Annotated in this window: 18 protein-coding genes and 1 pseudogene; 18 read left to right on the top strand and 1 reads right to left on the bottom strand. The window is 70.6% G+C overall.

Annotated features, from left to right (window positions below; translation table 11 throughout):
- The first annotated feature begins 212 nt into the window (after positions 1-212).
- From ACFRIC_RS27515 to ftsH, 5 genes are all read left to right on the top strand, one after another.
- Entirely contained in the window at positions 213-1,553 is a 1,341-nt protein-coding gene (locus ACFRIC_RS27515; RefSeq protein WP_382790811.1) for an ammonium transporter, read from the top strand.
- Positions 1,550-1,888, top strand: coding sequence for a P-II family nitrogen regulator (locus tag ACFRIC_RS27510; RefSeq protein WP_037625082.1), 339 nt, complete (start codon positions 1,550-1,552; stop codon positions 1,886-1,888). Before ACFRIC_RS27515 ends, ACFRIC_RS27510 begins: the two co-directional genes overlap by 4 nt.
- Before the next feature lie 40 nt (positions 1,889-1,928).
- Positions 1,929-4,385, top strand: a complete 2,457-nt coding sequence (locus ACFRIC_RS27505) for a [protein-PII] uridylyltransferase (protein ID WP_382790807.1) — start codon at positions 1,929-1,931, stop codon at positions 4,383-4,385.
- 437 nt (positions 4,386-4,822) lie between these two features.
- Positions 4,823-6,376, top strand: coding sequence for a signal recognition particle protein (ffh, locus tag ACFRIC_RS27500; protein WP_382790804.1), 1,554 nt, complete (start codon positions 4,823-4,825; stop codon positions 6,374-6,376).
- A gap of 134 nt (positions 6,377-6,510) precedes the next feature.
- Complete coding sequence (gene ftsH / locus ACFRIC_RS27495) at positions 6,511-8,445, top strand: ATP-dependent zinc metalloprotease FtsH (protein ID WP_382790801.1); 1,935 nt, start codon at positions 6,511-6,513, stop codon at positions 8,443-8,445.
- Between the two features lie 213 nt (positions 8,446-8,658).
- Here the strand turns inward: ftsH and ACFRIC_RS27490 are convergent, their stop codons facing one another.
- On the bottom strand, positions 8,659-9,516 hold the full coding sequence (locus ACFRIC_RS27490) for an SAM-dependent methyltransferase (protein WP_382790798.1): 858 nt from the start codon (positions 9,514-9,516) through the stop codon (positions 8,659-8,661).
- Between the two features lie 200 nt (positions 9,517-9,716).
- Between ACFRIC_RS27490 and proS the strand changes: the two genes are divergently transcribed.
- The 13 genes and pseudogenes from proS (at position 9,717) to ACFRIC_RS27425 (ending at position 19,718) form a co-directional block, all read left to right on the top strand.
- Positions 9,717-11,132, top strand: coding sequence for a proline--tRNA ligase (gene proS / locus ACFRIC_RS27485; RefSeq protein WP_382790795.1), 1,416 nt, complete (start codon positions 9,717-9,719; stop codon positions 11,130-11,132).
- Positions 11,133-11,383: 251 nt separating this feature from the next.
- Entirely contained in the window at positions 11,384-11,980 is a 597-nt protein-coding gene (locus tag ACFRIC_RS27480; RefSeq protein ID WP_328447656.1) for a hypothetical protein, read from the top strand.
- A 439-nt stretch (positions 11,981-12,419) separates the two neighbouring features.
- Positions 12,420-12,839, top strand: coding sequence for a 30S ribosomal protein S16 (gene rpsP / locus ACFRIC_RS27475; RefSeq protein ID WP_339131840.1), 420 nt, complete (start codon positions 12,420-12,422; stop codon positions 12,837-12,839).
- Between the two features lie 2 nt (positions 12,840-12,841).
- Positions 12,842-13,081, top strand: coding sequence for an RNA-binding protein (locus tag ACFRIC_RS27470; RefSeq protein WP_003973401.1), 240 nt, complete (start codon positions 12,842-12,844; stop codon positions 13,079-13,081).
- A 190-nt stretch (positions 13,082-13,271) separates the two neighbouring features.
- Positions 13,272-13,883 carry a ribosome maturation factor RimM gene (gene rimM / locus ACFRIC_RS27465; RefSeq protein ID WP_382790790.1) on the top strand — a complete coding sequence of 204 codons (612 nt, stop codon included), beginning with the start codon at positions 13,272-13,274 and terminating at the stop codon, positions 13,881-13,883.
- Positions 13,883-14,704 (top strand): tRNA (guanosine(37)-N1)-methyltransferase TrmD, encoded by an 822-nt coding sequence (trmD, locus tag ACFRIC_RS27460; protein WP_382790788.1) that lies wholly within the window; start codon positions 13,883-13,885, stop codon positions 14,702-14,704. Before rimM ends, trmD begins: the two co-directional genes overlap by 1 nt.
- A 131-nt stretch (positions 14,705-14,835) precedes the next feature.
- Positions 14,836-15,186 carry a 50S ribosomal protein L19 gene (rplS, locus tag ACFRIC_RS27455; protein WP_121786682.1) on the top strand — a complete coding sequence of 117 codons (351 nt, stop codon included), beginning with the start codon at positions 14,836-14,838 and terminating at the stop codon, positions 15,184-15,186.
- Positions 15,187-15,266: 80 nt separating this feature from the next.
- The gene (lepB, locus tag ACFRIC_RS27450) at positions 15,267-15,983 is read left to right on the top strand and encodes a signal peptidase I (protein WP_382790784.1); all 717 of its coding nucleotides are present in this window, start codon (positions 15,267-15,269) and stop codon (positions 15,981-15,983) included.
- Positions 15,976-17,064: pseudogene (gene lepB / locus ACFRIC_RS27445) on the top strand (signal peptidase I); the annotation flags it as partial. The gene lepB (ACFRIC_RS27450) and the pseudogene lepB (ACFRIC_RS27445), both read left to right, overlap by 8 nt.
- A complete protein-coding gene (gene lepB / locus ACFRIC_RS27440; RefSeq protein WP_382790781.1) occupies positions 16,952-17,893 on the top strand; it encodes a signal peptidase I in 942 nt (313 codons plus the stop codon). The pseudogene lepB (ACFRIC_RS27445) and the gene lepB (ACFRIC_RS27440), both read left to right, overlap by 113 nt.
- Positions 17,894-18,072: 179 nt before the next feature.
- Entirely contained in the window at positions 18,073-18,846 is a 774-nt protein-coding gene (lepB, locus tag ACFRIC_RS27435) for a signal peptidase I (protein ID WP_382790778.1), read from the top strand.
- Positions 18,836-19,354 (top strand): NUDIX hydrolase, encoded by a 519-nt coding sequence (locus tag ACFRIC_RS27430; RefSeq protein WP_382790775.1) that lies wholly within the window; start codon positions 18,836-18,838, stop codon positions 19,352-19,354. Before lepB (ACFRIC_RS27435) ends, ACFRIC_RS27430 begins: the two co-directional genes overlap by 11 nt.
- Before the next feature lie 55 nt (positions 19,355-19,409).
- On the top strand, positions 19,410-19,718 hold the full coding sequence (locus tag ACFRIC_RS27425; protein WP_003965949.1) for a DUF2469 domain-containing protein: 309 nt from the start codon (positions 19,410-19,412) through the stop codon (positions 19,716-19,718).
- Positions 19,719-19,737 lie beyond the last annotated feature (19 nt).

Raw genomic sequence — 19,737 nt, 5'->3', positions numbered from 1 at the left:
GGGAGATTGCGTCACGATAACGATCGCTTCGACCACAATCAGGCAGTTCATGAACGTGTAACACGCAGAGCGCCTTCGTCACTGGTGCGAAACATCGAGGGGCGTCCACGGAAACCGCGCTGCGTCAATCTCATGGCGCATAACCGGCCCACCCCTCACGACCCATTCAGGCTTCGCCCGCACGGGGCCGTACCAACGACGAGGAGACGCCGATGGCACCAGCCATCACCCTTGCCGCAGAGGCACCCAAGCTGTCTGCCGCCAACACAGGGTTCATGCTCATCTGTTCCGCCCTCGTGCTCATCATGACGCCGGGCCTCGCCTTCTTCTACGGAGGCATGGTCCGCGTCAAGAGCACGCTCAACATGCTGATGATGAGCTTCATCAGCATGGGGATCATCACCATCCTGTGGGTGCTGTACGGCTTCTCGCTCGCCTTCGGCACGGACAAGGGATCGTTCATCGGCTGGACCTCGGACTGGGTCGGCCTCAGCAACATCGGCCTGACGGAGCTGTGGGACGGGTACACCATCCCGGTCTTCGTCTTCATGGTCTTCCAGCTCATGTTCGCGATCATCACGCCCGCACTGATAAGCGGTGCCCTCGCGGACCGCGTGAAGTTCACGGCGTGGTCCCTGTTCATCACGCTGTGGGCCACGCTGGTCTACTTCCCCGTCGCCCACTGGGTGTGGGGCGCGGGCGGCTGGGCCTTCGAGCTCGGAGTGATCGACTTCGCCGGTGGTACGGCGGTCCACATCAACGCGGGTGCCGCGGCACTCGGCGTGATCCTGGTCATCGGCAAGCGCGTCGGCTTCAAGAAGGACCCGATGCGCCCGCACAGCCTCCCGCTGGTGATGCTCGGCTCCGGTCTGCTGTGGTTCGGCTGGTTCGGATTCAACGCCGGCTCGTGGCTCGGCAACGACGACGGCGTCGGCGCGCTGATGTTCGTCAACACGCAGGTCGCCACCGCCGCGGCCATGCTGGCCTGGCTCCTCTACGAGAAGATCCGGCACGGCGCGTTCACCACGCTGGGCGCCGCCTCCGGCGCGGTCGCCGGTCTGGTCGCCATCACCCCGTCCGGCGGCGCGGTCTCCCCGCTCGGCGCCATCGCGGTCGGCGCCATCGCCGGTGTCCTGTGCGCCATGGCCGTCGGCCTGAAGTACAGGTTCAACTACGACGACTCGCTCGACGTCGTCGGCGTCCACCTCGTCGGCGGTGTCATCGGCTCCCTGCTCATCGGCCTCTTCGCCAGCGGCCACGGCCAGTCCACGGTCGAGGGCCTCTTCTACGGCGGCGGCCTGACCCAGTTCTGGAAGCAGTGCGCCGGCGTCTTCGCCGTCCTCGGCTACTCCCTGGTCGTCTCCGCGATCCTCGCCTTCGTCATCGACAAGACCCTCGGCATGCGGGTCACCGAGGACGAGGAGATCGCCGGCATCGACCAGGCCGAGCACGCCGAGACCGCATACGACTTCAGCGGCGCCGGTGGTGGCGCCGCCCGGACCGCCGTGCCCGCCGCCCCGGCCGACACGGACGCCAAGAAGGTGGACGCATGAAGCTCATCACCGCCGTCGTGAAGCCCCACCGGCTCGACGAGATCAAAGAGGCGCTGCAGGCGTTCGGCGTCCACGGACTGACGGTCACCGAGGCGAGCGGCTACGGTCGGCAGCGGGGACACACCGAGGTGTACCGCGGTGCCGAGTACACGGTCGACCTCGTCCCCAAGATCCGCATCGAGGTGCTGGTCGAGGACGACGACGCCGAACAGCTCGTCGACGTCGTGGTGAAGGCGGCCCGCACCGGCAAGATCGGTGACGGCAAGGTGTGGTCCGTCCCGGTCGACACGGCCGTCCGGGTCCGCACCGGCGAGCGCGGCCCCGACGCGCTCTGACGGACCGGCCCGCACGAAGAGGAAAGACAGGAGTCGCTGGGTGACGAGTACGGACACGCGAGTGGAAGCAGAGGACTCGGGACCCAGCGGCTACGCGGCGGCCCGGCTGCGCCTCCTCCAGGAGGGGGCGCGGTCCGGGCCGCCGCGCCGTACCGCCCTCGCGGAACTGACGGACGACTGGCTGACCGGCCTGTTCACCGCCGGATCCAAGGGCCTGCGCGGCGTCTCCCTCATCGCCGTCGGCGGCTACGGCCGCGGCGAACTCTCCCCACGCAGCGACCTCGACCTGCTCCTCCTGCACGACGGCACCGACCCGGGCGCCGTCGCCGCCCTCGCCGACCGCGTCTGGTACCCGGTCTGGGACCTGGGCCTCGATCTCGACCACTCGGTCCGCACCCCGGCCGAGGCCCGCAAGACCGCCGCCGACGACCTCAAGGCCCAGCTCGGCCTCCTCGACGCCCGCCACATCGCCGGCGACCTCGGCCTCACCGCCGGACTGCGCACGGCCGTCCTCGCCGACTGGCGCAACCAGGCGCCCAAGCGGCTGCCCCAGCTCCAGGAACTGTGCGCGGAGCGCGCCGAACGCCAGGGCGAACTCCAGTACCTCCTCGAACCCGACCTCAAGGAAGCCCGCGGCGGACTGCGCGACGCCACCGCCCTGCGCGCCGTCGCCGCCTCCTGGCTCGCGGACGCGCCCCGCGAAGGCCTCGCCGACGCCCGCCGCCGGCTCCTGGACGTCCGCGACGCCCTGCACCTCGCCACCGGCCGCGCCACCGACCGCCTCGCCCTCCAGGAACAGGACCAGGTCGCCGCCGAGCTCGGACTGCTGGACGCCGACACCCTCCTGCGCCAGGTGTACGAGGCCGCCCGCGTCGTGTCGTACGCCAGCGACGTCACCTGGCGCGAGGTCGGACGCGTCCTGCGCTCACGCTCCGTGCGACCCCGGCTGCGCGCCATGCTGGGCGGCGGCAAACCCGTCGGCGAACGGTCCCCGCTCGCCGAGGGCGTGGTCGAACAGGACGGCGAGGTGGTGCTCGCCCGCGCCGCCCGGCCCGAGCGCGACCCCGTGCTCCCGCTGCGCGCCGCGGCCGCCGCCGCGCAGGCCGACCTCCCGCTGTCCCTGCACGCGGTAAGGCGCATGGCCGCCGCCGTACGTCCGCTGCCCACACCCTGGCCCGCCGAGGCACGCGAACAGCTCGTCACCCTCCTCGGCTCGGGCAGCCCGACCATCGAGGTCTGGGAGGCACTGGAGGCCGAAGGGCTCATCACCCGGCTGCTCCCCGACTGGGAGCGGGTGCGCTGCCGGCCCCAGCGCAATGCCGTCCACATCTGGACCGTCGACCGGCACCTCATCGAGACGGCCGTCCGCGCCTCCGAACTGACCCGCCGCGTCGGCCGCCCCGATCTCCTCCTCGTCGCCGCCCTCCTTCACGACATCGGCAAGGGCTGGCCCGGCGACCACTCCGTCGCCGGCGAGATCATCGCCCGGGACGTGGCCGCCCGCATCGGCTTCGACCGCGCGGAGGTGACGGTGCTCGCCACCCTCGTACGCCACCATCTGCTGCTCGTCGACACCGCCACCCGACGTGACCTGGAGGACCCGGCCACCGTCCGCTCCGTCGCCGAGGCCGTCGGGTCGCAGGGCACCCTGGAACTGCTGCACGCGCTCACCGAGGCGGACGCGCTGGCCACCGGGCCCGCCGCCTGGTCCTCCTGGCGCGGCTCCCTCGTCGCCGACCTGGTCAAACGCGTCTCGGCCGTGCTCTCCGGCGAGGCTCCCGAGGAGCCCGAGGCCGTCGCGCCGACCGCCGAGATGGAACGCCTCGCGATCGAGGCGTGCCGCACCGGCGGGCCCGTCCTGTCCCTGCGCGCGCAGACGGAACCCCTCGACACCGAGGCCGAACCCGCCGCCCCGGCCGATCCGGAACCGCTCGGCGTGGAACTCCTCATCGCCGTCCCCGACCAGCCCGGCGTGCTCCCGTCGGTGGCCGGCGTCCTCGCCATGCACCGGCTGACCGTCCGTACCGCCGAGCTGCGCGCCCTGGACCTGCCCGACGGTGTCGACGGCTCGGTGCTGCTGCTCAACTGGCGCGTCGCCGCCGAGTACGGCTCCCTGCCGCAGGCCGCCCGGCTGCGCGCCGACCTCGTACGCGCCCTCGACGGCTCCCTGGACATCAGCGCCCGTCTCGCCGAACGCGACGCCGCCTACCCGCGCCGCCGGGGGGTCGTCGCGCCCCCCGCGCGCGTCACCGTCGCTCCGGCGGCGTCCCGCCTGGCCACCGTCATCGAGGTCCGCGCCCACGACGCCCCCGGCCTGCTGCACCGCATCGGGCGGGCCCTGGAGACGGCGCGGGTGCGGGTACGGAGCATGCACGTCTCCACGCTCGGCGCGAACGCCGTGGACGCCTTCTACGTGACGGGCACGAAGGGGGAGCCCCTGCCGGGGGAGGAGGCCGCCTCGGTGGCCCGGGCGGTGGAGGAAGCACTGCGCTCCTGACGTCCCGGGCCTGGGTGGCCCGGCGGCGGTGGAGGACGCTCCTGACCTCCCGGGCCTGGGTGGCCCGGGCGGTGGAGGAAGCGCAGTGCTCCTGCCCTCCCGCCCCCCACCGGCCGTTGCGCACCCGACAGGGAGCCCCTGCCGGGGGAGGCGGCGGCCTGGGCGGCCCGGGCGGGGGAGGGCGTCGCGGCTCCGGACCTCCCGCCCCCCACCGGCCGTTCCGCATCCGACCGGTGCCGGCGGGATGTGATCTCCGCGACCCGGGGAGTCCTCCGGTCGCCGGAAGCCGGTCCCGCGGGGCCGGAGACTCGGGTGCCCGCCCCCGCGGGCCGCGTCGCCGCCCGTCGAATGCGGTGTGCGGGGACGAATCGCTTGCGGGGCCAGATACCCTGGAGGGCAGCCCGAAACCGACCCCGACTCCGAGGACCGAAGCCACCGTGTTCGATACCCTCTCCGACCGCCTCAGCGCGACGTTCAAAAACCTCCGCGGCAAGGGGCGCCTCAGTGAGGCGGACATCGACGCCACGGCCCGCGAGATCCGCATCGCGCTCCTCGAAGCCGACGTCGCCCTGCCGGTCGTCCGCACCTTCATCAAGAACGTCAAGGAGCGGGCCCTCGGCAGCGAGGTCTCCAGGGCGCTGAACCCCGCCCAGCAGGTCCTGAAGATCGTGAACGACGAGCTCGTCACGATCCTCGGCGGTGAGACCCGCCGCCTCCGGTTCGCCAAGAACCCGCCCACCGTGATCATGCTCGCGGGCCTCCAGGGCGCGGGCAAGACCACGCTCGCCGGAAAGCTCGGCAAGTGGCTCAAGGACCAGGGCCACTCCCCGATCCTCGTCGCCGCCGACCTCCAGCGCCCGAACGCGGTGAACCAGCTCAGCGTCGTCGCCGAGCGCGCGGGCGTCGCCGTCTACGCCCCCGAGCCGGGCAACGGCGTCGGCGACCCGGTCAAGGTCGCCAAGGACTCCATCGAGTTCGCCAAGGCCAAGGTCCACGACATCGTGATCGTGGACACCGCCGGCCGCCTCGGCATCGACCAGGAGCTGATGCAGCAGGCCGCGGACATCCGCGACGCCGTCAGCCCCGACGAGATCCTCTTCGTCGTCGACGCGATGATCGGCCAGGACGCGGTCAACACCGCCGAGTCCTTCCGCGACGGCGTCGGCTTCGACGGCGTGGTGCTCTCCAAGCTCGACGGTGACGCCCGCGGTGGTGCCGCCCTCTCGATCCGGCAGATCACCGGCAAGCCGATCATGTTCGCCTCGAACGGCGAGAAGCTCGACGACTTCGACGCCTTCCACCCGGACCGGATGGCTTCCCGCATCCTCGACATGGGTGACCTCCTCACCCTGATCGAGCAGGCGGAGAAGACGTTCAGCCAGGAAGAGGCCGAGAAGATGGCCTCCAAGCTGGCGTCCAAGAAGGGCCAGGACTTCACCCTGGACGACTTCCTGGCCCAGATGGAGCAGGTCCGGAAGATGGGCAGCATCAGCAAGCTGCTCGGCATGCTCCCGGGCATGGGCCAGATCAAGGACCAGATCAACAACCTGGACGAGCGGGACGTCGACCGCGTCGGCGCGATCATCAAGTCGATGACCCCGGGCGAGCGCCAGGACCCGACGATCATCAACGGCTCGCGCCGCGCCCGTATCGCCAAGGGATCCGGCGTCGAGGTCAGCGCGGTCAAGGGCCTGGTCGAGCGCTTCTTCGAGGCCCGCAAGATGATGTCCCGCATGGCCCAGGGCGGCGGGATGCCGGGCATGCCGGGGATGCCGGGCATGGGCGGCGGCCCCGGCCGCGCCAAGAAGAAGCCGAAGGTGGCCAAGGGCAAGCAGCGCTCCGGCAACCCGATGAAGCGCAAGCAGCAGGAAGAAGAGGAGGCCGCCCGCCGCGAGGCCGGCGCGCAGGGCGGCAACGCCTTCGGCCTCCCGCAGCAGAGCGCCCAGGACGACTTCGAGCTGCCGGACGAGTTCAAGAAGTTCATGGGCTGACGGACGTCTCGGCCCGTACGGGGCCCTGCGGCCCTGCCGTGCATCGCCCACTGGGGGCGCCTCTCGTCACGAGAGGCGCCCCCAGTGGCATGACCGCGGGTGCCGCTGTCCACCATCTGTCGTAACGTCCCCTTATGAGCAACCCTGTGCCCCCGCGCAAGGCACCGGACCAGCCGTGGCGTACCGAGGGCACGCCACCCGAGCCGACACCGCCGCCGGGCGGCCGGCGGAAGCTGCCGGGCGGCTGGTGGAGTCTGGCCCTGGCCGCGCTCATCGTGTTCCTGATCGCCAACCTGGTGCTGTCCTTCTACAACAAGGGCAACGAGCCGACGATCTCGTACACGGAGTTCAGCCGGCAGGTCGACGACGGCAACGTCACCAAGATCTACGCCAAGGGCGACGCGATCCAGGGACAGCTCAAGACCTCCCAGGAGAAGCCCGACGGCGACGGGAAGTACACCAAGTTCAAGACCCAGCGACCGGTCTTCGCGGACGACAAGCTGTGGGACGACCTGCAGAAGCACGACGTCACGGTGACCGCCTCGCCGGTGGTCCAGGAGCGCAGCTTCCTGTTCAACCTGCTGATCTCGCTCGCCCCGATGATCCTGCTCGTCGTCCTGTGGATCTTCATCGCCCGGCGGATGGGCTCCGGCATGGGCGGGGCGGGCGGCATGCTCGGACGCAAGGCACCCCCGAAACCGGTCGAACTCGTGCCCGGCGGCAAGCGCACCACGTTCTCCGACGTGGCCGGCATCGACGAGGTGGCGGGCGAGGTCGACGACGTCGTGGACTTCCTCAAGAACCCCGACGCGTACCGAAAGATGGGCGCGAAGATGCCGCGCGGCGTGCTGCTCGCGGGTCCGCCCGGCACGGGAAAGACCCTGCTCGCGCGGGCGGTCGCGGGCGAGGCGGGCGTCCCGTTCTTCTCCGCCTCCGCCTCCGAGTTCATCGAGATGATCGTGGGCGTCGGCGCCTCGCGCGTGCGCGAACTGTTCGCCGAGGCCCGCAAGGTGGCCCCCTCCATCATCTTCATCGACGAGATCGACACCATCGGACGGTCACGGTCGGGCGGCTCCGCCATGGGCGGCCACGACGAGCGCGAGCAGACGCTCAACCAGATCCTCACCGAGATGGACGGCTTCTCCGGCTCGGAGGGCGTGATCGTCATCGCCGCCACCAACCGCGCGGACATCCTGGACCCGGCGCTCACACGTCCCGGCCGCTTCGACCGCGTCGTCAACGTCTCGCCCCCCGACCGCGGCGGCCGGAAGGCGATCCTGGAGATCCACACCCGCGAGATCCCGCTCGCGAAGGACGTGGACCTGACCCAGGTGGCCCGTACTACCCCGGGCATGACCGGCGCCGATCTCGCCAACCTCGCCAACGAGGCGGCCCTCCTCGCCGTCAAGCGCAAGCAGGCCGAGGTCACCCAGAGCGACCTCTCCGAAGCGCTCGAAAAGGTCCAGCTCGGCGCCGAACGCTCGCTGGTCATGCCCTACGAGGAACGCCGCCGCACCGCGTATCACGAGAGCGGCCACGCCCTCCTCGGGATGCTGCGGCCCGGCGCCGACCCCGTCCGCAAGATCACCATCGTTCCGCGCGGTCGCGCGCTCGGCGTCACGCTCTCGACACCGGACGCGGACCGGTACGCGTACACCGAGGCGTATCTGCGCGGCCGGATCATCGGCGCGCTCGGTGGCATGGCCGCCGAACACGTCGTCTACGACGTCATCACCACGGGCTCGGAGAACGACCTGGAACAGGTCACCAACCTCGCCCGCGGCATGGTGGCCCGCTGGGGCATGAGCGAACGCGTGGGCCGGCTGTCGGCGCTGCCCAACGACGCCCAGCAGGCCTACGGTCTCGCGGCCGCCCCCGGCACCCTCGACTCGATCGACCACGAGATGCGCCGCATCGTCGACGAGTGTTATGAGGAGGCCTGCCAGAAGCTCCGCGACCACAGGGGACAGCTCGACGCCCTGGCGGAGGCGCTCCTCGCGAACGAGACGCTGGAGGAGGCCGAGGCCTACCGGATCGCCGGGGTGCCCCGTACGACGAAGGAGGTGTGAACCGGGCGCCCAGGACCGCCCCCACAGCCGGGACACGGCGTGAGGGGTGGTGCCGGTACACCGATGCCCGTAGCCACCACGAATCACCCGCACCCGGCCACGCGCGCGAGGGGCCGTGCCGGGTACATCGATGCCCGTAGCCACCAACGGTCACGTCTCCGTCCGACGGCGACGGGCTGATGCACCGGCACGGCCCCGACCCACCCACCGGTCTCAGGGCGTACGGGCGATCAGATACCGGAACACGTTCGGCATCCACACGGTGCCGTCCCGCCGCACATGAGGATGCAGCGCCTCCGTCACCTCCTTGTCGACCTGCGCCTGGTCGGTGGCGTCGACCGCCGCGTCGAACAGCCCCGTGGAGAGCAGCCCGCGTACGGCGCTGTCCACGTCGGCGTAGCCGAACGGGCAGGCCACACGCCCCGAGCCGTCCGGCCGCAGCCCGGCCCGCTGGGCCACCTCCTCCAGGTCGTCCCGCCGGGCGGCACGCCAGCTCGCCGCACCACGCAGCGGATCGGCCAGTTTCGTGGCCACCCGCAGCACGGCCGAGGTGGCGCACCGCTCCGGCGGCCCCCACCCGACAAGCACGACGGGCGTTCCCCGGCCCGCGAGCGGCGCGGCCTCGGCGAGCTGCGCGCCGAGCCCCTCGGAGTCGCCGGCCACGCACCCGATCGGTTCGAACGCGGTCACCAGGTTGTACGCCGGCGCCCCCGCCACCACGGCGTCCCGGGGGGACCCGGACACGACCCGGGCACCGGGACGCGGGCCGGCGTCCCGTTCGGACGGCAGGAGTCGTTCCCGCGCGAGGGCCAGCCGTTCGGGCGACGAGGAGTCGACACCCGTGACCGCGGCGCCGCGGGAGCCGGCCATCAGCAGGGCGAGCCCCGACCCGCAGCCGAGCCCGAGCAGCCGTGTCCCACCGCCCACTTCGAGCCGCTCGTAGACGGCCTCGAAGAGCGGCACCAGCATCCGCTCCTGGATCTCGGCCCAGTCACGCGCGCGTGCACCCCGGTCCGAGCGGGGCGCTGGGCCCGCATGAGGAAGGTGCTGCCGCACGAGCGTAGGTGTCATCGAAAGTGCCCCAATCCGCCGAGAGTTGCTGCCGGGCCCCCTCTCCTCCGCCCCCGCGCACGAGGCCCGCACTCCCCCCGTATGTCAGGTAACTCCGCCCTCGACGTGCCGTCCAGGGGTCTCGGGGGCCCGTTTGCGGCCCGGACGCGAAAGGCGCAAGAATTCACATACCGGCAACGTGGGCCCGTAGCATCGGCCGCATGGCAAAGGCACCCGTTCTCACGCCCCAGGCGGACGACTTCCCGCGCTGGTACCAGGACTTGATCAACAAGGCCGAGCTCGCCGACAACGGCCCGGTGCGCGGCACCATGGTCATCCGGCCCTACGGGTACGGACTGTGGGAGCGGATGCAGCAGGAGATGGACGCCCGCATCAAGCAAGCGGGTGCCCAGAACGCCTACTTCCCGCTGTTCATCCCGCAGTCGTACCTCACCCGGGAGGCGGAGCACGTCGAGGGCTTCGCGCCGGAACTCGCGGTCGTCACGCACGGCGGGGGCAAGGAGCTGGAGGAGCCGGTCGTCGTCCGCCCCACCTCCGAGACGATCATCAACGAGTACTTCTCCAAGTGGGTGCAGAGCTACCGCGATCTGCCGCTGCTGATCAACCAGTGGGCGAACGTGGTCCGTTGGGAGATGCGCCCGAGGGTGTTCCTGAGGACGACCGAATTCCTCTGGCAGGAGGGGCACACCGCGCACGCCACGTACGAGGACGCCCGGGACTACGCCGCGCACATCCACACAGAGGTGTACGCCGACTTCATGGTGAACGTCCTCGGCATCGACGTCGTCCTCGGCCGGAAGACGGCGAGCGAGCGGTTCGCGGGCGCGATCAACACCCTCACGCTCGAAGGCATGATGGGCGACGGCAAGGCGCTCCAAATGGGCACGAGTCACGAGCTGGGGCAGAACTTCGCCAAGGCGTTCAACACCCAGTACCTGTCCAAGGACGGGAAGCAGGAGCTCGTCTGGCAGACCTCCTGGGGCTCCTCGACCCGCATGGTGGGTGGCCTGATCATGTCGCACGGCGATGACAGCGGGTTGCGGGTGCCGCCCCGGCTCGCCCCTGTACAGGTGGTCGTCCTCGCGATCAAGGGCGACGAGGCGGTTCTGGCCAAGGTCCGCGAGATCGGCGCGAGGCTGACCGCGGCGGGCCTGAGGGTCCAGGTCGACGACCGTACGGACACCCCCTTCGGGCGCCGCGCCGTCGACTGGGAGCTCAAGGGCGTCCCCGTACGGATCGAGGTCGGCCCCCGTGACCTGGAGAACGGCACGGCGATGCTCGTCCGCCGTATCCCCGGAGGCAAGGAGCCGGTGGCCCTCGACGCGCTGGCCGCCCTGCTCCCCGGCGCCCTGGAGGAGGACCAGGCCCTCCTGCTGAGGCAGTCCCGCGAGCGCCGCGAGTCCCGTACGACGGACGTGTCGACCATCGACGCGGCCGTGGAGGCGGCCGTGTCCGGCGGCTGGGCGCGCATTCCCTGGGCGGACCTCGGAGAAGAGGGCGAGGCCAGGCTCGCCGAGCACGCGGTGACCGTACGGTGTCTGGTCGCCGAGGACGGGTCGGTGCCGGACGCCGAGGACGCACCCGGTAACGTCGCGGTCGTCGCCCGCGCGTACTGAGCCGGACGGCAGGGCGGCCGAAACGCCCCTTGCGCATCTGCCGACCACAGGTGCCCCGGCGTACGGATGTCGTCTACGCGCCGGGGCGTACGTGTGACTACGTACCGCCTTGGTACGAGCTGTGACACTTCTCCGCAGATCGGCGCACCCGACCTCGTCGGTTCACATCAGTGCCAACTGACGGGTACGTGCAAATTATTTGGGATGCCCCGTAATAGGAACACGGAGGCACTCCCGCTCGTTCTCATTACGTGAGCACGACACCACCTGTTCTCGCCGCAGAGCTGGCAGGGGCGTGGGCCGACATTCAGCGGCACCACCCCGAACTGCCCGATCTTGCCGCGCCAGAGTCCCTGATCGGAGAATCGTCGTCCGCGTGCGGGCACGAACTCTCCTTCGAGCGACTGCTTCACGAAGCAGTCCACGGCATCGCCGCCGCCCGTGGAGTCCGCGACACCTCGCGCGCCGGCCGCTATCACAACCGCAGATTCCTCGCGATCGCCGAGGAGCTGGGCCTGGACCACCCCGAGGAGCCGCATCCCAGCAGTGGCTTCTCGCTGGTCACGCTCAACCCCGAGGCGAAGCGCCGCTACCGCCCGACCATCGAGCGGCTCCAGCGGGCGCTGAAGGCCCACACGGCCGCCACGTCCGCGGACACCGCCCGCTCGTTCCGCGGCCCGGCCGCCCGTCACGGCTCCTCCGGGGGAGGCGTCCGCGTCAAGGCCGTCTGCGACTGCGGTCGCAACGTCCGCGTGGTCCCGTCCGTCCTCGCACAGGCGCCGATCGTGTGCGGAGGGTGCGGCAAGCCCTTCCGGATTCCGGAGGTGGTCGGCGCGGCCGCGAGCTGAGGAGCGGGCTCCACCGGCGTCTCGTGGGTGCCGGACGAGTTCGTGCGGCCCGTGAGCAGTCGTGCCTCCCCCACTGCCCTGGAGCACGTGGGGGAATTCAGGAGGCACGAGTGCGCGCGGGCGGCGTCTCTCCGAGGCCCTCGTGGCCGGTGTACGTCGCGCATGCCTGTCGGGCACCCGGGAACGCCGGGTGCCCGACAGGCATGCGCTCGCCCGGGCGCGGGCTTGCTCCTGGAGCGCGCACGTGCGGTGGACGTGCGCTCGAACACCCTCGGTCCGGGCGGAGCGAGGGATGTGGCAGAATGGCTAGCTGTACTCGACAGCCGCATAGGACCCCTCTCTCCTCCGGCTGACGCGTCCATCGGGCACTCGGGTACCGCAACCCCACGCGGCCATCTCTGCGTGCCCAACCCCGTCAAGACCAGGAGACACCACTTCCGTGGCAGTCAAGATCAAGCTGAAGCGTCTGGGCAAGATCCGTTCGCCTCACTACCGCATCGTCGTCGCCGACTCCCGTACCCGCCGTGACGGCCGGGCCATCGAGGAGATCGGCCTGTACCACCCGGTGCAGAACCCCTCGCGCATCGAGGTCGACTCGGACCGCGCGCAGTACTGGCTGGGTGTCGGCGCGCAGCCGACCGAGCCCGTGCTCGCCATCCTGAAGCTGACCGGTGACTGGCAGAAGTTCAAGGGCCTGCCGGCCCCGGCTCCGCTGCTCGTCGCCGAGCCGAAGGCCGCGCGCCCGCTGTTCGACGCCCTCGGTGGCGAGGACACGGGCAAGGGTGAGGCCATCACCCAGAAGAAGAAGGCTGAGAAGAAGGACGAGGCTGCGGCCGAGTCCGAGTCGACCGAGGCCTGAGCATGCTCGAGGAGGCTCTCGAGCACCTCGTGAAGGGCATCGTCGACAACCCCGACGACGTGCAGGTCGCCTCGCGCAACCTGCGCCGCGGGCGCGTTCTCGAGGTCCGGGTCCACCCGGACGACCTCGGCAAGGTGATCGGCCGCAACGGCCGCACCGCGCGCGCTCTGCGGACCGTCGTGGGCGCCATCGGCGGCCGCGGTGTCCGCGTCGACCTCGTCGACGTGGACCACGTCCGCTGACGTAGCAGGCAACACCGGCTCGGGCCGGGGAGGGCTTACGAGCCGTCCCCGGCCCGTAGTCGTCTGCGAACCCGTCCGGGCGGATCCGCCCGGACGCTCCCGGCGGGACACCCGCCACCCCCACGGACGCCCGCGCTCCCGCGGCCGTCCGGAACCGTCGCCGTCGGCACACGACAGGAGATCAAGCACAGTGCAGCTGGTAGTCGCTCGCGTCGGCCGTGCCCACGGCATCAAGGGCGAGGTCACCGTGGAGGTCCGCACCGACGAGCCGGAGCTCCGGCTCGGCCCCGGTGCCGTCCTGCTCACCGATCCGGCCTCCACCGGACCACTGACCATCGAGACGGGCCGCGTCCACAGCGGCCGTCTCCTGCTGCGCTTCGCGGGCGTGCGGGACCGCAACGCCGCCGAGGCGCTGCGCAACACCCTGCTGATCGCCGAGGTCGACCCCGACGAGGCGCCGGAGGACCCGGACGAGTACTACGACCACCAGCTCATGGACCTGGACGTCGTCACCGTGGACGGCGCCGAGGTCGGGCGCATCACGGAGATCTCGCACCTGCCCTCGCAGGACCTGTTCGTGGTCGAGCGCCCGGACGGCACCGAGGTGCTGATCCCGTTCGTGGAGGAAATCGTCGTCGAGATCGACCTAGAGGAGCAGCGGGCCGTCATCGACCCGCCGCCCGGCCTGATCGACGACCGGGCGGAGATCGCCTCCACCCGGGACGCGGAGGACGCCTCCGCCGGTGACACGGGCAGCGGCTCCGCCGAGGCCGGCGAGGACGCCACGGAGGCCGACGCCTGATGCGGCTCGACGTGGTCACGATCTTCCCCGAGTACCTGGAACCGCTGAACGTCTCCCTCGTCGGCAAGGCCCGCGCGCGCGGGCAGCTCGACGTGCACGTGCACGACCTCCGCGACTGGACGTACGACCGCCACAACACGGTCGACGACACGCCCTACGGCGGTGGCCCCGGCATGGTCATGAAGACCGAGCCCTGGGGCGACGCCCTGGACACCGCGCTGGCGGACGGCTACGAGACGGGCGCCCACGGCCCCGCCCTCGTGGTCCCCACCCCCAGCGGGCGCCCGTTCACCCAGCAGCTCGCCGTCGAACTCTCCGAACGCCCCTGGCTGGTCTTCACGCCCGCGCGCTACGAGGGCATCGACCGCCGCGTCATCGACGAGTACGCGACGAGGATGCCCGTCTACGAGGTGTCCATCGGCGACTACGTCCTCGCCGGCGGCGAGGCGGCCGTCCTGGTCGTGACCGAGGCCGTGGCGCGGCTGCTGCCCGGGGTCCTCGGCAACGCCGAGTCCCACCGGGACGACTCGTTCGCCCCCGGCGCCATGGCCAACCTCCTGGAGGGCCCGGTGTACACCAAGCCCCCGCGGTGGCGCGGCCGCGAGATCCCCGACGTCCTGGTCAGCGGCCACCACGGCAAGATCGCCCGATGGCGCCGCGACGAGGCCCTGCGCCGTACCGCGGCGAACCGCCCCGACCTCATCGAGCGCTGCGACGCCTCCGCCTTCGACAAGAAGGACCGCGAGATGCTCTCGATCCTGGGCTGGCAGCCGGACGCCGGCGGCCGATTTTGGCGCAGGCCGGACGTCGTGGAAGAATAGGCCGCTGCTCTCCGTCGTCCGGCGTGCGCCCCTGCCACAGGGGGACACGACGCCCGTCCCGACGAGACGGCATCATCTTCGAACCTCTCTCCCGTTGATGACCTGTGGCATCAGCGAAGAAAGCAGACACGATGTCTCACCTGCTCGACACCGTCGACGGCGCCTCGCTGCGCACCGACATCCCGGCCTTCCGCCCGGGTGACACCGTCAACGTCCACGTCCGCGTCATCGAGGGCAACCGCTCCCGTGTGCAGCAGTTCAAGGGCGTAGTCATCCGCCGCCAGGGCTCCGGCGTCCGCGAGACCTTCACGGTCCGCAAGGTCTCGTTCTCCGTCGGCGTCGAGCGCACCTTCCCGGTGCACACCCCGATCGTCGAGAAGATCGAGCTCGTGACCCGCGGTGACGTCCGTCGCGCCAAGCTGTACTACCTCCGTGAGCTCCGCGGCAAGGCCGCGAAGATCAAGGAGAAGCGCGACAACTGAGCTCCTTCCGCCGCGGTTCTCCGTGGCCGGTCGAGCCGGTAAGAAGGCGTCTCATGGAGGCCGGATAGCATCTGGCCCCGATGGACACCGAAGCACAGCCCGTGGAGCGCGACCGCTCCTCCAGCCGTTCCGCTTCCGAGGAGATCTCGGACACAGCGGGGCCGGAGGAGCGGTCGCGTTCTGCGTTCCTCGACAGGATCGCCGCGTGGCTCCCCGGGGGCCGGATCACCCTGACCGCGCTGGTCTGTCTCGCTTTTCTGCTGCTGGTCAGCCGCTTCGTGATGCAGCCCTTCGAAATTCCCAGCGGCTCCATGGAGTCCGGATTGAGGATCGGGGACCGCGTTCTCGTAAACAAGTTGGCGTACCGTTTCGGTTCCGAGCCGCAGCGGGGCGATGTCGTCGTCTTCGACGGCACCGGTTATTTCGGGAACGCGGACTACGTCAAACGCGTCGTCGGGGTTGAGGGGGACCACGTGGTCTGCTGCGACAAGGAGGGGAGACTCGAGGTGAACGGCCGAGCGGTCGACGAGTCGACATTTCTCTATCAGGGCGACAGCCCGTCCGAGGTGCCCTTCGACGTCGTCGTGCCCGAGCGCTCCCTGTTCCTCCTGGGTGATCACCGCAGCCGCTCCAGCGACTCCCGTGATCATCTGGGCTCGCCCGGCGGCGGCATGGTCCCCGTCGGCGACGTCATCGGCAGGGCCGACTGGATCGCCTGGCCCGCGGGCCACTGGACGCGTCTGACGCGTCCCGACGCCTACGCGCGCGTGCCCGCCGCCGGCGGTGCCCGTGGGTAACCGCGGACGGGCGCGCGGAGTCTCCGCCAGTGCCGCCGACAACCTGCTCCCCACCGGGTCCCGGCGCGCCGCCGGAGGCGCCGCCCGGCCCAGCCGGGTCGAGCGCCGCAAGCTCGCGCGCAAGATCAAGCGGCGCAGGCGCCGCTCGGCGGTCAAGGAGATCCCTCTCCTCGTCGGTGTGGCCGTGCTGATAGCCCTGGTCCTCAAGACGTTCCTCGTCCAGGCCTTCGTGATCCCGTCGGGCTCCATGGAGAACACGATCCAGATCGGCGACCGGGTCCTGGTGGACAAGTTCACCCCCTGGTTCGGCTCCCAGCCCAAGCGCGGTGACGTCGTCGTCTTCAAGGACCCCGGAGGCTGGCTCACCGCCGAGGAGTCCCAGAAGAAGAACGACCCCGTGGTCGTCAAGCAGTTCAAGGAGGGGCTGACCTTCATCGGTCTGCTGCCCTCCGACAACGAGAAGGACCTGATCAAGCGGGTCGTCGGACTCGGCGGGGACACCGTCAAGTGCTGCGACACCCAGGGCCGGGTGACCGTGAACGGCACCCCCCTGGACGAGCCCTACATCTACGCCGGGGACAAACCGTCGGACTTCTCCTTCGAGGTCAAGGTGCCCGCGGGGCGTCTGTTCGTGCTCGGTGACCACCGGGGCAACTCCGCGGACTCCCGCTACCACCGCAGCGACAAGTTCAGCGGCACCGTCTCCGAGGACTCGGTCGTGGGCCGGGCGATGGTCATCGGCTGGCCCATCGGGCACTGGACCCGCCTGACCGAGCCGAACACGTTCTCGACGGTGGCCGACGCGCCCGGAGGGTCGGCTTCCGGTCCAGTCCTGTCGCATAGGGTGGCCTCTGCGGATCCTGATGGATTGATCCCGCTCCCGAGCCCTGCGGAACTCCCGCTCGTTATGGGAGTGGTGGGCCTGCGCCGAATACGGCGCCGGCGGCGGCACGGAGTGAGGAGTGGATGTGGGGGATGTGGCGGTCGGCGCGCGATCTGGGCACGAAGGTCCCGAGGGACAGCCGGAGAGGCCCGAGGATGCGGCTGCCCCGGCCGTAGAGCCCGATCCGGATTCCGGGAGCGGCTCCGAGGACGGGGACGCCTCGACCGGGCGTTCCGGACGGGACCCGAAGTCCACCAAGCAGCGCTCCTTCTGGAAGGAGCTGCCGATCCTGATCGGCATCGCTCTGGTGCTCGCGCTGATTATCAAGACGTTCCTGGTCCAGGCGTTCTCGATCCCGTCGGACTCGATGCAGAACACCCTCCAGCAGGGTGACCGCGTCCTCGTCGACAAGCTGACTCCGTGGTTCGGCTCCGAGCCGCAGCGCGGCGAGGTCGTCGTCTTCCACGACCCGGACAACTGGCTGGCGGGCGAGCCCACGGCCAACCCGAACGCCCTGCAGACGGTCCTGAGCTGGATCGGCCTGATGCCCTCGGCCGAGGAGAAGGACCTCATCAAGCGGGTCATCGGCGTCGGCGGCGACACGGTCGAGTGCAAGGGCACCGGCCCGCTGAAGGTCAACGGCAAGGCGCTGAACGAGTCGTCGTACGTGTACGCGGGGAACACCCCGTGCAGCCAGGACGAGGACGGCGGACAGTTCAAGGTCAAGGTCCCCAAGGGCATGATCTGGGTGATGGGCGACCACCGCCAGAACTCGCGGGACTCGCGCTACAACCAGGCGGACAAGCACCACGGCATGGTCCCGGTGAACGACGTCGTCGGCCGCGCCATCGTCAAGGCCTGGCCCATCAACCGCTGGGGCACCCTCCCGGTCCCGGACACCTTCGACCAGCCCGGTCTGAGCGACCAGGCGGCCGCGGCGGTCACCTCGCCGGGTTCCGTGGCCCTGCTGGGCGCGGTGCCGCTCGTGCTGGTGCGACGCAGGCGCAAGGTGTCCAAGGACGACTGAGCCTCCTCACGGCCTTCGGGGCCGGCTTCCGCGGATCCGTCCGCGGAAGCCGGCCCCGCGCGTTTTCCCGGCGAGGATCCGGTCTCCGCTCGTTTCCAGGTGAGGATCCGGTGCCCTCCGGCGATCGTGATCCGGCGGGGGCTGACCCCGGACCGTACCCCTGGGTAAGGTGCGGGCTTATGGGTGGCGAGAGCGCAACACGTACGGCCCCGCGCAGCGGTGGCACGGGCAAGGCCCCGGCGGGCAGCAAGACCGGACAGCGGCTGTCCGGACTGGCCGTCGCGCTGGGCCTGCTGCTGTTCCTCGGCGGATTCGCCTGGGCGGCGGTCGACTACCGGCCCTACACCGTCCCCACGAGTTCGATGGCGCCGACGATCAAGATCGGCGACCGGGTGCTGGCGCAGCGCGTCGACGGCAGCGAGGTCCGCCGCGGTGACGTCGTCGTCTTCGAGGACAAGACGTGGGTCACGGGCTCGTCGGTGGTCAAGCGCGTGGTCGCCGTCGGCGGCGACACGGTGGCCTGCTGCTCCGAGGGCAAGCTGACCGTCAACGGCAAGAAGATCGACGAATCGTATCTGCCCGAGGGAAGCCTCGCCGAGCTCACCGGCTTCCCGACCGTGAAGGTCCCCGAGGGACGGCTGTTCCTGCTGGGTGACGAGCGGCGCGGCTCTCTTGACTCCACCGCGCACCTGACGGACGCGGCCAGCGGCACCGTGGCGCGTGGCGCCGTGAAGGCCCGCGTCGACGCCGTCGCCTGGCCCATGAACGGCATGCTCGCCCGCCCCGACGGCTTCAAGGTGCTCGGCGCCCTGTCCCAGCCCGGACCCCTCCCCACGATGATCGCCCTCGTGATCGCCGGCGCCGTTCTCGTGCTGGGCGGAGCGGCCTACGGGCCCGTCGCCAAGCTGGCCGGGCGGTCCCGGGCGCGCACGGAGTCCGCCGGTGCCCGCTGACGCGGCGGACGAGGCCTCCGGCCGGGACGGGCTGCGCAAGGTCGCCCGGGTCGTCCTGCTCGACCCCGAGGACCGCGTCCTGCTGCTCCACGGCCACGAGCCGGACGATCCCTCCGACGACTGGTGGTTCACGCCCGGCGGAGGGGTCGAGGGCGACGAGACCCGTGAGCAGGCGGCTCTGCGGGAACTCGTCGAGGAGACCGGGATCACCGAGGTCGAACTCGGCCCCGTGCTGTGGCGGCGGATCTGCTCGTTCCCGTTCGCGGGGAGGCGCTGGGACCAGGACGAGTGGTACTTCCTGGCCCGTACGACCCAGACCGCCACCGCGGCCACGGGGCTGACGGACCTGGAGCGGCGCAGCGTCGCCGGAGCGCGCTGGTGGACGTGCCGGGAACTGACCGAGGCACATGAGACGGTGTATCCGACCAAGCTCGCCGGGCTGCTCCGCAGGGTGCTCGACGAGGGTCCCCCGGCCACGCCCGAGGTCCTCGACACGGAAATCGTCTAGGGGCTCTCGGGGCTGGCGCACAATAGGGGGACGCACGGCTGAAGGGGAACATGCCATGAGCGCCGAGGACCTCGAGAAGTACGAGACCGAGATGGAGCTGAAGCTCTATCGGGAGTACCGCGATGTCGTCGGTCTGTTCAAATATGTGATCGAGACCGAACGGCGCTTCTATCTCACCAACGACTACGAGATGCAGGTGCACTCGGTCCAGGGTGAGGTGTTTTTCGAGGTGTCCATGGCGGATGCCTGGGTGTGGGACATGTATCGCCCCGCCCGCTTCGTGAAACAGGTGCGTGTCCTGACATTCAAGGACGTGAACATCGAAGAGCTGAACAAGAGCGATCTGGAGCTGCCGGGCGGCTGAGGCCCTGAAACTGGGTGGT

The sequence above is a fragment of the Streptomyces sp. NPDC056738 genome, from assembly GCF_042790435.1.
Taxonomy (GTDB): Bacteria; Actinomycetota; Actinomycetes; order Streptomycetales; family Streptomycetaceae; genus Streptomyces.
This window is presented reverse-complemented; position numbering and strand designations above follow the sequence as displayed.

What these genes read in the sequence shown, in the direction of transcription:
- ACFRIC_RS27515 (WP_382790811.1), top strand. Translation starts at nt 213, where the DNA reads ATGGCACCAGCCATCACCCTTGCCGCAGAGGCACCCAAGCTGTCTGCC.
- ACFRIC_RS27490 (WP_382790798.1), bottom strand. Translation starts at nt 9,516, where the DNA reads ATGACACCTACGCTCGTGCGGCAGCACCTTCCTCATGCGGGCCCAGCG.
- lepB (WP_382790784.1), top strand. Translation starts at nt 15,267, where the DNA reads ATGGACACCGAAGCACAGCCCGTGGAGCGCGACCGCTCCTCCAGCCGT.
- rplS (WP_121786682.1), top strand. Translation starts at nt 14,836, where the DNA reads ATGTCTCACCTGCTCGACACCGTCGACGGCGCCTCGCTGCGCACCGAC.
- trmD (WP_382790788.1), top strand. Translation starts at nt 13,883, where the DNA reads ATGCGGCTCGACGTGGTCACGATCTTCCCCGAGTACCTGGAACCGCTG.
- ACFRIC_RS27470 (WP_003973401.1), top strand. Translation starts at nt 12,842, where the DNA reads ATGCTCGAGGAGGCTCTCGAGCACCTCGTGAAGGGCATCGTCGACAAC.
- lepB (WP_382790778.1), top strand. Translation starts at nt 18,073, where the DNA reads ATGGGTGGCGAGAGCGCAACACGTACGGCCCCGCGCAGCGGTGGCACG.
- ftsH (WP_382790801.1), top strand. Translation starts at nt 6,511, where the DNA reads ATGAGCAACCCTGTGCCCCCGCGCAAGGCACCGGACCAGCCGTGGCGT.
- ACFRIC_RS27510 (WP_037625082.1), top strand. Translation starts at nt 1,550, where the DNA reads ATGAAGCTCATCACCGCCGTCGTGAAGCCCCACCGGCTCGACGAGATC.
- proS (WP_382790795.1), top strand. Translation starts at nt 9,717, where the DNA reads ATGGCAAAGGCACCCGTTCTCACGCCCCAGGCGGACGACTTCCCGCGC.
- ACFRIC_RS27425 (WP_003965949.1), top strand. Translation starts at nt 19,410, where the DNA reads ATGAGCGCCGAGGACCTCGAGAAGTACGAGACCGAGATGGAGCTGAAG.